The 14,769-nt window shown below is 34.6% G+C and carries 17 protein-coding genes; 8 read left to right on the forward strand and 9 right to left on the reverse strand.

Translation table 11 applies throughout. From position 1 onward, the window contains the following. Positions 1-165 precede the first annotated feature (165 nt). Complete coding sequence (locus tag HXV90_RS05275; RefSeq protein ID WP_048394548.1) at positions 166-1,062, reverse strand: TetR/AcrR family transcriptional regulator; 897 nt, start codon at positions 1,060-1,062, stop codon at positions 166-168. A gap of 194 nt (positions 1,063-1,256) precedes the next feature. On the opposite strand from HXV90_RS05275, the gene HXV90_RS05280 reads away from it, so the two are divergent. After that, complete coding sequence (locus HXV90_RS05280) at positions 1,257-1,670, forward strand: gamma-type small acid-soluble spore protein (RefSeq protein WP_066036862.1); 414 nt, start codon at positions 1,257-1,259, stop codon at positions 1,668-1,670. Positions 1,671-1,817: 147 nt separating this feature from the next. On the opposite strand, the gene HXV90_RS05285 is transcribed toward HXV90_RS05280, so the two are convergent. Beyond that, the gene (locus tag HXV90_RS05285) at positions 1,818-2,318 is read right to left on the reverse strand and encodes an Rrf2 family transcriptional regulator (RefSeq protein ID WP_269898549.1); all 501 of its coding nucleotides are present in this window, start codon (positions 2,316-2,318) and stop codon (positions 1,818-1,820) included. A gap of 170 nt (positions 2,319-2,488) precedes the next feature. Between HXV90_RS05285 and HXV90_RS05290 the strand changes: the two genes are divergently transcribed. Together HXV90_RS05290 and HXV90_RS05295 are read left to right on the forward strand one after the other, a co-directional pair. Beyond that, positions 2,489-3,115, forward strand: coding sequence for an FMN-dependent NADH-azoreductase (locus tag HXV90_RS05290; RefSeq protein ID WP_269898550.1), 627 nt, complete (start codon positions 2,489-2,491; stop codon positions 3,113-3,115). Between the two features lie 30 nt (positions 3,116-3,145). Beyond that, positions 3,146-3,583 (forward strand): carboxymuconolactone decarboxylase family protein, encoded by a 438-nt coding sequence (locus tag HXV90_RS05295; RefSeq protein ID WP_269898551.1) that lies wholly within the window; start codon positions 3,146-3,148, stop codon positions 3,581-3,583. 640 nt (positions 3,584-4,223) lie between these two features. Here HXV90_RS05295 and HXV90_RS05300 read toward each other — a convergent pair. Further along, on the reverse strand, positions 4,224-4,769 hold the full coding sequence (locus HXV90_RS05300) for a hypothetical protein (RefSeq protein ID WP_269898552.1): 546 nt from the start codon (positions 4,767-4,769) through the stop codon (positions 4,224-4,226). 302 nt (positions 4,770-5,071) lie between these two features. Next, positions 5,072-5,419, reverse strand: a complete 348-nt coding sequence (locus HXV90_RS05305; protein WP_048394556.1) for a hypothetical protein — start codon at positions 5,417-5,419, stop codon at positions 5,072-5,074. A 452-nt stretch (positions 5,420-5,871) separates the two neighbouring features. On the opposite strand from HXV90_RS05305, the gene HXV90_RS05310 reads away from it, so the two are divergent. Beyond that, positions 5,872-7,374 carry an SH3 domain-containing protein gene (locus HXV90_RS05310; protein WP_269898553.1) on the forward strand — a complete coding sequence of 501 codons (1,503 nt, stop codon included), beginning with the start codon at positions 5,872-5,874 and terminating at the stop codon, positions 7,372-7,374. Positions 7,375-7,782: 408 nt separating this feature from the next. Here the strand turns inward: HXV90_RS05310 and HXV90_RS05315 are convergent, their stop codons facing one another. Beyond that, positions 7,783-8,391 carry a YpjP family protein gene (locus HXV90_RS05315; protein WP_036080766.1) on the reverse strand — a complete coding sequence of 203 codons (609 nt, stop codon included), beginning with the start codon at positions 8,389-8,391 and terminating at the stop codon, positions 7,783-7,785. 771 nt (positions 8,392-9,162) lie between these two features. Here HXV90_RS05315 and HXV90_RS05320 point away from each other — a divergent pair. The 3 genes from HXV90_RS05320 to HXV90_RS05330 are packed head-to-tail and all read left to right on the forward strand — an operon-like array spanning position 9,163 to position 10,906. Further along, on the forward strand, positions 9,163-9,372 hold the full coding sequence (locus HXV90_RS05320) for a hypothetical protein (RefSeq protein WP_016993944.1): 210 nt from the start codon (positions 9,163-9,165) through the stop codon (positions 9,370-9,372). A gap of 12 nt (positions 9,373-9,384) precedes the next feature. Beyond that, positions 9,385-9,747, forward strand: coding sequence for a spore coat protein (locus HXV90_RS05325; protein WP_048394572.1), 363 nt, complete (start codon positions 9,385-9,387; stop codon positions 9,745-9,747). Between the two features lie 22 nt (positions 9,748-9,769). Then, positions 9,770-10,906 (forward strand): zinc-dependent alcohol dehydrogenase, encoded by a 1,137-nt coding sequence (locus HXV90_RS05330; RefSeq protein ID WP_269898554.1) that lies wholly within the window; start codon positions 9,770-9,772, stop codon positions 10,904-10,906. A gap of 349 nt (positions 10,907-11,255) precedes the next feature. Here the strand turns inward: HXV90_RS05330 and HXV90_RS05335 are convergent, their stop codons facing one another. The 4 genes from HXV90_RS05335 to HXV90_RS05350 all read right to left on the reverse strand — a co-directional run bounded on the left by HXV90_RS05335 (position 11,256) and on the right by HXV90_RS05350 (position 14,056). Further along, on the reverse strand, positions 11,256-11,990 hold the full coding sequence (locus HXV90_RS05335; RefSeq protein ID WP_054549420.1) for an SDR family NAD(P)-dependent oxidoreductase: 735 nt from the start codon (positions 11,988-11,990) through the stop codon (positions 11,256-11,258). Positions 11,991-12,575: 585 nt separating this feature from the next. Then, the gene (locus tag HXV90_RS05340; RefSeq protein WP_066037869.1) at positions 12,576-12,935 is read right to left on the reverse strand and encodes a DUF1304 domain-containing protein; all 360 of its coding nucleotides are present in this window, start codon (positions 12,933-12,935) and stop codon (positions 12,576-12,578) included. A 67-nt stretch (positions 12,936-13,002) separates the two neighbouring features. Continuing rightward, positions 13,003-13,629, reverse strand: coding sequence for a nitroreductase family protein (locus HXV90_RS05345; RefSeq protein ID WP_066037868.1), 627 nt, complete (start codon positions 13,627-13,629; stop codon positions 13,003-13,005). Between the two features lie 22 nt (positions 13,630-13,651). Further along, positions 13,652-14,056 (reverse strand): Ohr family peroxiredoxin, encoded by a 405-nt coding sequence (locus HXV90_RS05350; RefSeq protein WP_004228436.1) that lies wholly within the window; start codon positions 14,054-14,056, stop codon positions 13,652-13,654. Positions 14,057-14,206: 150 nt separating this feature from the next. Between HXV90_RS05350 and HXV90_RS05355 the strand changes: the two genes are divergently transcribed. After that, a complete protein-coding gene (locus HXV90_RS05355) occupies positions 14,207-14,644 on the forward strand; it encodes a MarR family winged helix-turn-helix transcriptional regulator (protein ID WP_054549302.1) in 438 nt (145 codons plus the stop codon). Positions 14,645-14,769: the final 125 nt, after the last annotated feature.

Consider the following 14,769-nt stretch of genomic DNA (forward strand, 5'->3'; position numbering starts at 1 on the left):
ATTATTTCCGCTTTATGAAAAATGACACGATTCCACCAAGTATCGAATATTCACTGACAAAAGAGTGAAAAAACTTAATGCCCTCACTAGTATTAATAGCCAGCGAATACAAAAGAAAAAACCAACTTTATGCTAAAAAGCTGGTCTAGTTATTCAATCATTCATTTATGACTTGCTGTTTTTCATCTTCATAAAGAGCCAGAAAAGGTTGGCTATTTCTTCAGCTTCATATTTATAAATCGTTTCAGCAAAAGAAGCACGAAATGGCTGTAGCATGATCTCTAAAACACTCATGCGGGGTGTTTCTCTCTTCATTTCATCCAAAAGTAAGCTAGAGAGTTCGAGTGATTTTTGTGGAAGTTCGATTGTCGAGATTTTTTTACAAAATTTCTCTAATTTCTCTTGTATTTCTTTACTAGTAATGGACTTATAGGCTAGATCCTTTTCTAATAAAAACATTTCCTGTGGCTCTAATAGAATTTCTCCACTCTTAATCATTTCTGGCAGAAAACTTTCTACATATTTCAATGACCGAGTAACCACTTTTTTTAGATCTATCGTCATATTAGTAGCCAAATTCCAATAAAAAGATAAATATTGGAAGGTGCCAAAAAAGACGACCGCACACTCATAATAATAGTGCTTTCCTTCTTCTCCATAAATATCATAGAATCTGTTTTTTAACCAGGTGATTTCATGAAAGCGATGTTCCGCAAGAATTTCTTGCAGCTCTTCATCATGCAAAAAGGAGATTTCTCGAAATAAAGGCATTAAATTATATTTTTCTTTAATTTTTAATGTGGCGATTAATTGTTCAATTAAAACGTCTACATCATCTTTTTTCTTACCAACTAAAATTTCCTCTTTTAAAACATTTCGCTCTTGACGATTTTGCTCTAATACGGCTTTCAGGCATTCGTTTTTAGATGAAAAATAATTATAAAATGTACCTTTCGAAATATTTGCCTTATCTAAAATATCCTGAACCGATGTATGCTGATACCCTTTTTCAGTAAATAATTGTAATGTTGATTCGATAACGATTTGTTTACGATCTTTCATACATTTCTCCAATCTCTAAACACAATAACGAACTTACTACAATTATACTAGGAAAACTAGATTTTTTAAACTATGCAAATTTGATACTAGAGGTCCTCACTCTGTAGTGCCAGTCCAAATCGGTTAGGTTTTTCTAAAATGTATGGATAGTAAAAAACCTTCTGCACACACTACTTTTCAGGAGGTGATATTTAATGGCGAATAATAACAACAACCAAAATTTCAACTCAAAAATTCCTAATGCAGCTCCAAACGCAATGAATTCAATGAATGTTGAATTCGGGAACGAGACTGATGTTAATCAAATCAGACAACAAATTCAACAAGCTGAAGCTAAAAAGCAACAGGCTTCTGGTTCTATGAACGCAATGAAGTCAACGAACGTTGAATTTGGGAATGAAACTGATGTTAACCAAATCAGACAACAAATTCAACAAGCTGAAGCTAAAAAGCAACAGGCTTCTGGTTCTATGAATGCAATGAAGTCAACGAACGTTGAATTTGGGAATGAAACTGATGTTAACCAAATCAGACAACAAATTCAACAAGCTGAAGCAAACAAAAAATTTGCTTCTGGTAAATTTGCTAACGAAAATAATTCAAAATAGCTTTCATTCAACATCCGCAGCCGGCATCCTTGCCGGTTTTTTGTTTTTCACCATTTTGGTTAATTCCTTCAGGATAAAATTCCCGCTTTAGATTTTCATTCAGGTAAACCGAATTTACATACATCCAAAATGATTCGATTCAAGTTATCAATTTGTTTTTTTAAAAAATTTTTTTGCTTCTTCTATTTGCTCCTTTGGTAGAGTCCGCAGTAATTCTTCTTCTAACCACGCTATCGTTTTGCTTCTTAAATAATTTCGCATGTGTTCTTCCGCTTCCAGCATGACACTATTGATCGTACAGTTCGATTGACTTGAACAAGACTCACACTTTGGTTTTTTATTTTGATAAGCAAAATTCGCTTTAATATTCTTACACTGAAATATCGGATCTTCACCTTCAACAGCTCGCACAACATCCCAAAATGTAATATCTGCAGGTTTTCTATTGAGTCGATAACCCCCTTTTACACCAGATACCGAGCTAACAATGCCTTCCTTGGACAATTTCCCTAAAACTTTTGAAAGATAGGTCTCCGATAATCCTTGAAATTCTGATAAATCCTTTATTCCTATACTTTCATTTTTTGGTACATCAATTAAATAAACAAGACTGTGTAGGGCATATTCAACCATCACACTATATTTCATTATTCCACCCTCTTAAAACATTTTGCTTACCATGATAGTAACACATTTTAGCTATACATAAATGAATCAGTTTGACAAACGAAAATGAAAAGTGTATATTGTAGACAAAATTAATCAACGATTAAATTAATCGACGATTAGTAACAACTTTATTTAACTGGAGGATTTTTATGCGTAAACTACTTGTGATAAATGCACACCCTGAAGTGGAGTCAAAGACATCTTTGAGCCTTCAAGTATTAGATCATTTTCTAGGGACATACAAAGAAAATAAACAGGATGATGAAGTAATTGAGCAAATTAATCTATATGAAGACGTTGTTCCGATGATAGATAAAATTGTTTTAAGTGGCTGGGAACATTCACGAAATGGAGATCCTTTAACACACGAAGAAAATGAAGTTTTGGAACGCATGAATGAAATTTTAGTTCAATTTAAAAGTGCCAATAAATATCTAATTGTAATGCCTTTGCATAATTTTAATATTCCTTCAAAGCTAAAGGATTATATGGATAACATTCTAATTGCGCGAGAAACATTCAAATATACGGAAAATGGTTCTGTGGGCTTATTAAATGATGGAAGGAGCATGATCCTCATTCAGGCAAGTGGTTCAATTTATACAAATGGCGATTGGTATACCGAAGTGGAGTATTCTTACAAATACCTTAAATCAATGTTTGCCTTTCTTGGAATAGAAGATTTTAATATTCTTCGTGTCCAAGGAACAGCCTTATTGAATACAGAAGATGTCTTGCAAAATGCACTTTATCAAGCGGATCAATTATCAGTTTGAATTAGCTAATAAATAATGGAGGGATTCACAATGACACAACGTATGAATTATTATGAAATTGCACCAGATGATATGAAGATAATGACGGAAATGGAAAAATACACTAAAAAAAGTAGTATTGAGAGAAAGCTTCGTGAGCTTATTAAAATTAGAGCTTCTCAAATTAATGGCTGTGCCTATTGCATCAACATGCACACTGCTGATGCGAAGAAAATGGGAGAGACTGAACAGCGCTTATACTGCATTAGCGCTTGGAGAGAATGTACTTTTTATTCAGATGCTGAAAAAGTAGCATTAGAATTAACGGAACATATTACGCTTATTCCAGAAAAACGCGTTCCTGATGAATTATATGAGCGTGTGCGCAAGCATTTTGATGAAAAGGCTTATGTCGATTTGGTTATCTTGATTAATCAAATTAACAGTTGGAATCGAATTTCTATTGCTATGGGCAATGTTGCGGAATAATAAATGGCTGCCTTAACAGGTAGCTATTTTTCTTATAGTAGTTTGATATCAATTGGAGTCGTACTTTCATTTGTCAGTCCCCCCTATCTCCCTTTAACAAAATGTTCAAATGTTTGTTTAGGCAATAAAAAAATTTCCCGGGTAAGCGCAAGAAAAGACAAATTCAATCCCACATTCCTCCATCAAGCGACTGATTTCTTCCTTTTCCTTGCCTTTTGAAATACTGGCAGAAGGCATTTTAGGATGGGGCTATAATTATTTCCTGTTAAATGTCTTCTATGACCATGCAATCTTAGAAAATTATTAGTGTACATACTTTCACTTACCTCTCTCAGTATTGTTTTTTCGCACAAAAAACACTCGTCATGTAAACGAGTGTTTCGTAATTAGTATGATAACCACTTAGGTGCTGTGTAGGTTTTTAAGGCTTTTTAAATTCTTGCAAGTTTATTAAGATTGGGGTTAAATATTGAGTGGTCTTTCACTTGTTTCCAACATACACGTACAGTGAACGTGTTTATTTTGTAATGGAAATTTGATTAGCGTATTTCGTATACTTTTGATAAAACTTAATAATATCAATTTACACCGTTTATTAACGTAATTCACTATATCGCATAGTTCATTGTATTTGTTTAACCTATGCAACTTTTGTTACTACCAATGCAGCATTATCATAAGTTATGACTCCCGTTGAACTTACTATGGCAACTCGTATAACATCACCCTGGTTTAACGCTAATTGGTCTGTTCTTGATACTAAATCTACTTCAATATTAGCAGCAGTTACAAAGGTTTGATATTCAATCTGTTTTGTTGCAAGAGGAGTCCCATTTATAGAGAGGCGGAAAATAATATTATTCGATATTCCTCCTGAACTTGCTCTTAATTCAATTGTAAACGTAACAGTATATACCCCTTGACTATTAACAGTAATAGAATCATCAATTGTACTTGGTGTTGTTCCACTGGAAGGTCCGACTGTGTCGAAATTAACATTTGGATCAATAGTAGGATTTCCTCCAGCTACGTTATATATTGAACCATAAGCTGGGATAAATTGTACTGCTTCTTCTTGAGTTGGCACATTGGGACAACTAGAAACCCTAAACTTGGAGAAACTTTTACAGTCTTCACACCCCTCGTAATCATTGTAAAGCTTATTGAATCCATGATTATTAGACAAATGTATCCTCCCTTCTATTATTTCGATTAGAATATTTTATGTTTTTTAGGTCATATTCGTTTGTACATAAGAAAGGAGTTTGCCCATGACATTTTTCCTTTTAATAAATACTAAGTCCATCCCAGTCATTTAGCTGTTTCATCAATCAGCATATTTCGTTTAACCAATACCTTTTGTACTGAAACTCAGACAAAAATGGTTTGAGTTTTTTTGTGTATGTGAATCCTTTAATTTATCAAAATATTATAGGTGTGTAACTTTTTCTCCAAAAATGAGCATCAAATGGCATAAGCTAAATACTATTATTTTATGTCAACAATTATTCTCGCTACTCTATATTCACCTTCTATCTCTATCGCCATATTGCTATCAATATCATTCGTAATTTCCACAGCCCTTATTTTATATATATTCGTTCCGGTATTCAGCCTGTAACCCTCTTCGTGTTTTGTAGGTAAATCTGTTGTTTGTTCTTTTATTTCTCCGACTTTTTCTTCTATTTTATCATTTGGGATCGGTTCATTAGTAACAATATAATTATGACCATTCCAATTAAATACAGGGAAAGAAATATTGTCTTGATTTCGTTCATTGCACCCAGTTAACAGAAGGAAAGTAACTAAAAATAACAAAATTGATCTTTTTATCATATTTGTTCCTCCACAAAAGAAGATGAGGGTATTAACCAAATCTTCTTTTGCATCTTTTTATTTTTTAGTATTCATATAATATTTTTTCATAAGTTCTATCAGCCTATGGATAGTTTTTATAAGTTATTGGAAAAATTTTACAGCAACGTTGTATTTTACTTCTTTATAATTTGTCACCATATTTACGACTCCACCTACTATTATCTGCATGAATATAAAAACCCGTAGAAGCAGATTCGGCTGACTTACTGATACATATACTCCAAATGACAGATTTTGTTACACTAACACCCCTTTCCCCGAATCATATGTTAGGGCTATCATTTATCACTCTACCCTGTTAAATGAAAGAAACATTGAATATTACCCCTATCCCAAATATTGGGTTTATGATAACACATATCTGAATCTTTTAACTTTGGAAAATATGAAAGGAAGTGTAATAACCAGATATGAAAAAGATATTGAAACCATTGATTAGTGGTATTGTCATTGGTGCCCTCTCTCTAACTATAAATATAGATAAAAATGTATTAGCTAATGATATTGCAAATACATGTAAGTATGATTCGGCATCGAAGGTCAACCCTGATTATTCCACAATGAACTGTTTGTTAACCGAAACAGCACTGAGTTATAATGTTCCTCCTGAAATTGTGAAGGCAATAGCGGAAGGTGAAAGTGGAAATTGGCGTCATTTCGATATGAATGGTAAAGCGATTGTGACAGCTGATAATGGAATTGGCATTATGCAAATTACCAATCAAGCTGGCTACAATCAAGATAGACTAAAAAGCGATATTGTCTATAATATTCGAGCTGGTGTGGAGACTCTAGATGATATGTTTAAGCGGAAGGATTTGCCTAGCATCAACGGTGGGAAAAGAGATATATTGGAACATTGGTACTTCGCTATCATGGCTTATAACGGTACTAAGCCGGTAAATAGTCCATTTGTCCAAGCAACTGGGGAAAGAAATGCAAATGCCTATCAAGAAAAAATTCTCCGAATTATTGAGAGATTAGAATTAATAGACTTAACAGAGCTGCCTTTTACACGCGAACATTTTCAATATGACTCTAACAGCAGGGAAAATATTAAATTTTCAGTGATGAACTATGATTTTGATTTACCATTAACAAAATCAAAGTACTTTTTTAAAACAAATCAAAAAGTTAATGCAACAACTAATGTAACAGTTAGGACAAAACCTACTACGGATAGTCCTTCTATGGGTACTTTACGTAAAGGCGAAATTGTTACTATTACGGGTCCTTTTGAATATGAAGCCGTATCAACAAAGAAAAACCATTTTGTTTGGTATCCTGTGAAAAGAAATGACGGGACAGAGGGGTATGTAGCATCAAGTTATTTAAACTACTCAGCTTCAACACCTACAACTCCTACAACTCCAGTAGGTAGTATAGATGTATCAAAGTTCGCTGATTACAAGGCAGACCAGTACTGGGCAGAGGATTTTCAATGGGCAGTAAACAAAGGACTTATCAGCGGTTATCCAAACGTATACAACCCTGCAACAAAGAAATACGAAAACTTACTGAAACCAAACACGAATTTAACAGAAAATCAGATGTTATCTGTACTTTTTCGTTACTTTAAGTCTGATGAATTAGCTTCAACAAAACCTAGTTCTTCATGGAGTGCAGATGTAAACTATCAACTAGCAAGTAAGTACGCTCTACCAACGCTTGGTGGTATATCAGCATCTAAACAGGTATATGCAGTCAAAGACATCACACGTGGTAATTTTGCTCGTATCCTAGCATCTATGCATTATGGAAAAACAGTTTCTCAGCCAGAAGCCATCCAGTTTCTACGTGACTTCGACTTAACAACTACTAAAACGGATGCAGAGTTTAAACCAAATGATTCTCTAACAAGAGCGCACGCTGTGGCATTCTTCCACCGTTATGAGCAAATATTCAATAAATAAATTGCTATCTATAAGTGAAAAGGTGACTATAAAAGTCACCTTTCTTTTATATGGTTCTCTAAATGGTGCTATAAAGCCCTATGTGGAGTTACGGGAGAGGCTGTGAAAGCATAACAAAAGGACTTGCATATAGGGTAATCAATCATAAACAAAAGTCCTGTTCATATTGATGGAAAGCACCTTCAATCGAGAGTGCTCAATGTAGCTATTGATATCAGCTATCGCTACAATTCAATTGATAAATCTAAGAAAATCAAAAACTTAAGAGTTTGGGGTACTTTTTAGGGTACATGCTTTCCCCTACCTCCCCCACTCTGAAAAATTAAAAGTTATAACTCAATGACATTTTACAAACGCTGAGATATTCACAAAAAAACACTCGTCATGTAAACGAGTGTTTCGTACTTATTATGACAACCACTTAGGTGGTGTGTTTTTTTCCCAATAGATATCGCCAAGGTTGTTGTGTGCCATGAAGTTGTCCTCGACACTGTGGTAATGGAAGTTGTAGTAGTAGCCTTCCTGCGGTCTTTTTTCTGTACGCACATGGAAACGAATTAAATCTGTGCCTGTTTCATTGTTGATGACATTGAAAATTTTCTCACCGTAATTACCACTTGGCCTTTCAGAGATGGTTAAAGATGCAGCAGTTTGATCATCAAGATTAGCTACTGTCATTGCAATGGCTTCCTCCATTTTAGGGAAGATGATGCTGTCGAATTCATTGCTAATTTTTGGACCAATTTTTGTGCCAAATTTTATGTACGATTGTTCTCTAGCTGCATCCACCAGTAAGGCATTATAATCAATCGCTTCCTCTTGTATCTGTAGCTGCTCGTCACTGCTGTCATCATGCTCAGCCGCTAAAGCAGTGCTTGTCCCTGATGAAGGGCCGATAGATGCACGGTTCGAAGGATTTTGATCAAATGCTTCCCAAATCTCATGTGTAGGCGTTATTAAACCAAATGTTAAAAACGCAACCATGATGACTATACTTTTCTTAACCCACGTTTTCATTTATTGTCACCTACTCTTTATGTACAAATTGGTAATTCTCCTATTATTATATACGTTCTCGCCATTAAAAGGTTTCATATTTCTATAATTCATTGTACAATATTTATGAATAATGTGTCGTTTTTTTAAAGGAGGTACAAAGCATGAGCATCGCAATGGGTATTGGTCTTTTATTAATGTTAGGTTACTTATCATCTTTATGTTTCACGGACTAATTTTTATATTTTGTAATATGTACCCTACAAAGCCCTCAAAAGCCTGTTATATACAGTCTTTTGGGGGTTTTTTATTTTTCTTTACATTACAATGTATAGTAATGCATGAACACAGTTGGCTTGTTGGGACTAATATAATATTAATAATTCTTGGCGGTGTGTTAAGCAAATTTATGGTTGCATTCAAAAGATGATGAACCATTGAAGCTAAAAGCGATATATCCAGAGTGTATTGGGCTTGTTTGTTGTCTTGAGGTTTACCAAAGTAGAAGATATTAAAAAACAAATGAAATAGTATAAAAAATAAGGACCTGACAGCTATAGAGACTGAAGGTCCTTTTTTTTTAACCAATTTTGTATAAATAAAAGTGTTGCTCCCTTCTTCCATCACATAGGTAATGTAATAAATGGGTTGAGTGAAAAGAATGGAGGAAATTCAACTTTAAATCAGATTCTAGCTATCAATATAGTCTTAGATTTAATCCAATGCGAATCTGCATAAATAGACTTGCTACAGGGAAGACTTTTTAAAGAAAATTATGGAGGTGCGAATTACGTGTTTGAGAAAAAATTAGCACTTCATGAAACCATGGAATTTCATGAAGTCATTAACTTTATGACAACTAGTTTACTTAAATCGAAGCTGAGTCAAGGTGTGGTCTTTGATGATGATTTAAGAGCGTTATTGGACAAAAATGTAAAATTATCTACCCCGGCACTCACTGCTATGGTTAAGCTCTACTCAAAATCGGAATTGGAATATTAGGAGGACAATTGTATGCAAGACTATTTAGATCCTATAAATTCAGTTGGAATGCCTGAACTAACTGATTCGGGGATTGCTCTTGAGTTTTTACTTACAACCAAAACGGGTATTCGTAATCTTTCAATTGCCCTAACAGAAACAGCTTCTCCTGCTCTTCAGAAAATTTTGAGAACTCAGCTGGATGTCATGGTCGATTTATATTTCGAAATTTCTGAACTGATGGTAAAAAAAGAATGGCTGAAACCTTATGATCTTGCAGGTCAAAAGGAACTGGATATTAAATCAGCAGAAAATGCGATTAGTATTGCCCAGTTGGATTTATTCCCTAAAGATATGAATCGAAAAGGAATGTTCCCTACCCCACCGAAAAAATAAACGAAAATGAGGGATTTTTTAAATGAAAGCTGTCACTTTTCAAGGTGTAAAAAATGTTGAGGTTAAAGAAGTACAAGATCCTAAAATAAAAAAAGCCGATGATATTATTGTTCGTTTAACCACTACTGCCATTTGCGGGTCAGACTTGCATTTGATTCATGGTATGATTCCGAATCTTGGACAAGATTATGTCATTGGTCACGAACCAATGGGTATTGTAGAAGAAGTTGGAAAAGATGTGACGAAGGTTAAAAAGGGTGACCGGATTGTCATTCCTTTTAATATTGCATGCGGGGAATGCTGGTACTGCAATCATGATCTGGAAAGTCAATGTGATAATGCAAACGATAATGGCGAAATGGGTGCCTACTTTGGTTATTCAGACACAACAGGCGGTTTTCCAGGAGGACAGGCAGAGTTTATGCGAGTGCCCTATGGTAATTTTATCCCTTTCAAAATTCCAGAGAAATCAGAAGTTCCTGATGAAAGTCTTGTTCTCCTTGCCGATGCCGCCTCTACTGCTTTTTGGAGTGTAGATAATGCCGGTGTAAAGAAAGGAGATACTGTTATTATTCTTGGCTGCGGACCTGTTGGACTGCTAGCACAAAAATTTGCTTGGTTGAAAGGAGCAGAAAGAGTAATCGCAGTTGACTATATCGGCTATCGTCTTAAACATGCAAAGAAGACAAATAACGTCGAAATCGTTAATTTTGAAGACCATGAAAATTGTGGTGAATACTTGAAAGAGATTACCAAGGGCGGTGCAGACGTTGTCATTGATTGTGTAGGGATGAGCGGTAAAATGACGCCTCTAGAATTTCTTGCAACTGGCGTAAAACTTCAAGGTGGTGCTATGGGAGCCCTTGTCACAGCCAGTCAAGCTGTACGTAAAGGAGGAACAATCCAAATTACCGGTGTATACGGCGGTCGATACAACGCCTTCCCACTTGGAGATATATTCCAACGAAATGTAGCGATTCGTACTGGACAAGCTCCAGTTGTTCATATCATGCCCCATGTCTATAACTTAATGGCTGAAGGAAAAGTGAATGTCGGTGATATCATTACACATGTCCTCCCCCTCGAAAAAGCAAAACATGCTTATGAAATATTCGATACAAAGCAAGAAGGTTGCATTAAAGTGGTTTTAAAACCCTAATATAGAAGTTTTCAGGTACTTTTGTCTCTGCATTGCAAAAGTACCTTTTTCATTGACCTAGGGGTACATATTTATATGTATTACTTCTGAAAGTGATTCTTCAAAATGGCATTAATATTTGAGCACCAAGCCTCTTCGTCTGGCGAACTACATTTTGATCAACAGAACTAACCCCTCCCTAATCAAAAATCATTATGTAACGATTCCTTTCATTGAATAACTTCTAATAAACAACTCAACATACCATTTGTTTTATTTCCATGAGGAAAGACGCTTTCCTTATTTGAGAAAAGCGTCAAATTTCTGAGTAAATAATTAGTTTGGCAAAACAGTTGAATAAGTTTTTGAACTACCTTAGATATCCACCATTATTAATATCAAATGTCGCACCTGTGTAATGCTTTGATCTATCTGACAAGAGGAAAATAACAGTATCAGCAACATCTTCAGGCATTACAGGTGTATCGATGAGCTGATGATTTAAATATTCCTCTTTTCTCCAAATAGGTATTGCATCCATCATAGGAGTGTTTACCATTGTAGGGGCAATGGCATTAACTCTGATGTATGGTGAGAAATTCACTGCACAGCTTTTAGTTAATCCCAATATAGCAGCTTTTGAGAGTCCATATATTGCATCTGAACTGCCTTCCATACCTGATACAGAAGACATATTCACGATGACTCCCTTACGTTCGCTCTGAAGTAGATATTTCCCGAACATTTGAGAAAAATAAATACATCCCTTTAAGTTTATATCTATGACTTTATCAATTTCCTCGGTTTGATAATCCAGTATATTCTTACCCAAATAAATCCCTGCATTATTAACTAAACTATCTACATCACAATGTTCTCTTTCCAAATTTCCAAAAAAATTGACTACTTCTTCATAAATACTTACATCTAATTGATATGTATACAAATCTGAGGGGACTTTCATTGATTGTTTTAATTCCCTTAAGGCATCTTCATTAATATCACAAGCAAGTACTGAAGCACCTTCATCTAAACATTGTTTAACAATTTCTTTTCCTATACCAGAAGCTGCACCTGTTACTATTACTTTTCTATTTTTAAGCATCATCTATTTTACCCCTTTATTAAAAAGTTAGGATGTTATGAAAAACTCTACCTAAATTCTATCTTTGGCGCAAGAAGAACATTGTTTAACCTCTCTTTATAAAAGACCTGTTTTTTTAACTTATTACAAATTTGATTGATTTGTTGACTTGGTTTAATATCCAATTTTTCAGAGAGACAATCATCACAATATATATCTTTTTGACTGTTAATAAAGTTTTTGACAATCTGTATATTAGACGTAAGCTAATTATCTTCCTTCCTTAAAAAGAAATCTTTGCTCACAATTATATAAGTCTTCCACTATACTTCCATTAGAACAGAGATAACGTCTGTTGTTGCAACTCCTCGGATTCTTTAACGTTGATAAATCATTACTTTTGTTAATATTTAATGTACGGACTAATTTAATCAACATGCATAATACGAACTTTTCTTATGCATTACGTCGTGTTATCAATGTTTTGCTATTGAATTTCTTTGTGGCCAACTGAGGTAAAAAATGTGCGACGCGCATTAGAATATGTGTGCAGGAAAGATTGAAGTTTACATTAACTTCAATCTTTTTATTATTGTAGAGATTCCTTTAGAAAAATAAACTAATAAGTGCTAAAATAGCAGGTCCACCTTGTTTTAATAGAATCGATTTAGAGCTTGTTAAGCTACCATACAAAGCAACAATGATTACAAAGATTAAAAAAATGGCAACAATTTCAGTTTGCTGATGTGACAAAAATAATCCATACAATAAGGCGATCGCAATCAGACCATTATAAACGCCTTGATTTTTGAAAAGAACTTGAACATTTGCATTTTCTAACGCTTCTTCAGACAGATTAAATGTTTTTGCTGTTCTTTTAGAAGTAGTTGCAAACGTTTCTAAATACATAATATACAAATGCTCAGCTGCTACGACTAAGCTTAAAATAAAAGTTAATGAAGACATCCTATTCCCTCCTAAAAAATCTTTAAAAAAGCAATGTCCTCAAGTGTATCAAGGACATTGCTTGAAACTATTTATTAAAACGAACAATGCGGTCTATTGGTAGGCGTGAAGAACCATATGCTGGGGCTGCCGCTTCACCAATGGCTAATAATAAAATAGGAATTTCATTTGCTGGTAATTCCATGTATTCCGCGAATTTTGCTTTATCAAACCCACCCATCGGAACGGTATCATAGCCCATTTCCTTCGCTAATAGCATGATTTGCATCGATACTAAGCCAGCATCAAAGTGTACGATATTTTCTAATGTTTTTGTTGGTGCTGAACCATACATTGTCAGCGCATCTTGTGCAAGCTTATTGGCAATTGGTTCTGGCATATAGCCCAGCTCCACGTTTTTTGCATAGATTTCCTCAGCATTTACATACATCTCTATATCACCAATGACAGCAATAATGGCAGAGGCTGTTTCGATTTGCTCTTGATTAAATGAAAAGAAGTTGATATTCTTCTGAATTTCCTTATCATCAATGACAAGAAAGCGCCATGGCTGCATATTACTTGAAGAAGGTGCTGAAGTAGCATCCTGCAGCAGCTGCATGATTGTTTCACGCGGAATTTTAGTCTCTGCATTGTATTTACGAACAGATTTACGCATTTGCATAATTTGTTTTAATGGTGTAGTTGATAACATGTAGTTTCCCTCTTTTCACAATTTAAACTGCTTTTATTGTTACATTAATATTGCCCATTGTTGCTTTTGAATATGGGCATACCGTATGTGTGACCTCTAATAATTCCTGTGCTTCCTCCACTGCTAGTCCTTCAATATGCCCTTCGATTTCCACTGCAAGCACATAGTCAAAAGAAGCTTGCTCCATTAATTTCACTGTTACTTTAATGGTTGATGCATTTTTTAGTTTCTTTTGGCGTTTGATTAAATCTAATGCACTATTAAAGCAAGCACTATAGCCAGCCGCAAATAATTGTTCTGGGTTTGTAACATCCGCTAATTTGGAGCCTGGTGGTGCAATTTTTAATGATAAAGATTGATCTTCTGCATAGGATGTGCCACTACGGCCACCTTCATTAATCATTGTAGTTGCGTATAATTCTTTCATAACTGAAAACCCCTTATCTTTTGTTATTAATTAAATTGCATACAATCTAATTTTTACAAATTGAATTGTACACAATTTAATTGCGTTTGACAAGTAGGAACTTTATTTTTAATATAAATGGTAGTAGAAGAACTTTAAGAGGGGATTTTTATGCCTAATCATTTAGATAATCAGCTGTGCTTTCTTTTGTATGCAACATCTAAGGAAATCACTCGGCAATATACATTATTATTGAAGCCTTACGATCTTACTTATACAGGCTATATCACTTTATTAGCTTTAGAGGAAAACGAACAGATAACGGTGAAAGAATTGGGCCAACGTTTATTTTTAGATTCAGGAACATTAACACCGTTGTTAAAAAAATTAGAGGCAAAGAATTACATTTGTCGTGAACGTTCTAAGGAGGACGAACGATTAATGAAAATATATTTAACCAAGGAAGGCGTAGATGTAAGAAGGAAACTACCTGAAGTGTCCCGCCAAGTGATGAAGCAATCTAATATCTCAGAGCAGCAATTTGTACAACTGAAAAATGTACTTCAAGATATCGTTTATAACGATTGGAAAATAAAAGATGAAAACTAACACATAGCTATTCCATTAATAGGATGAATATGTAAATAAGAAGGATTGGAGCTACATTGGCTTCAATCTTTTTTTGTTTTTCTCTCCCTTATCTCCTCAAATGTTAATAATCATGTGGCTACCGT

Source organism: Lysinibacillus sp. JK80 (assembly GCF_027557635.1).
Lineage (GTDB): Bacteria > Bacillota > Bacilli > Bacillales_A > Planococcaceae > Lysinibacillus > Lysinibacillus capsici.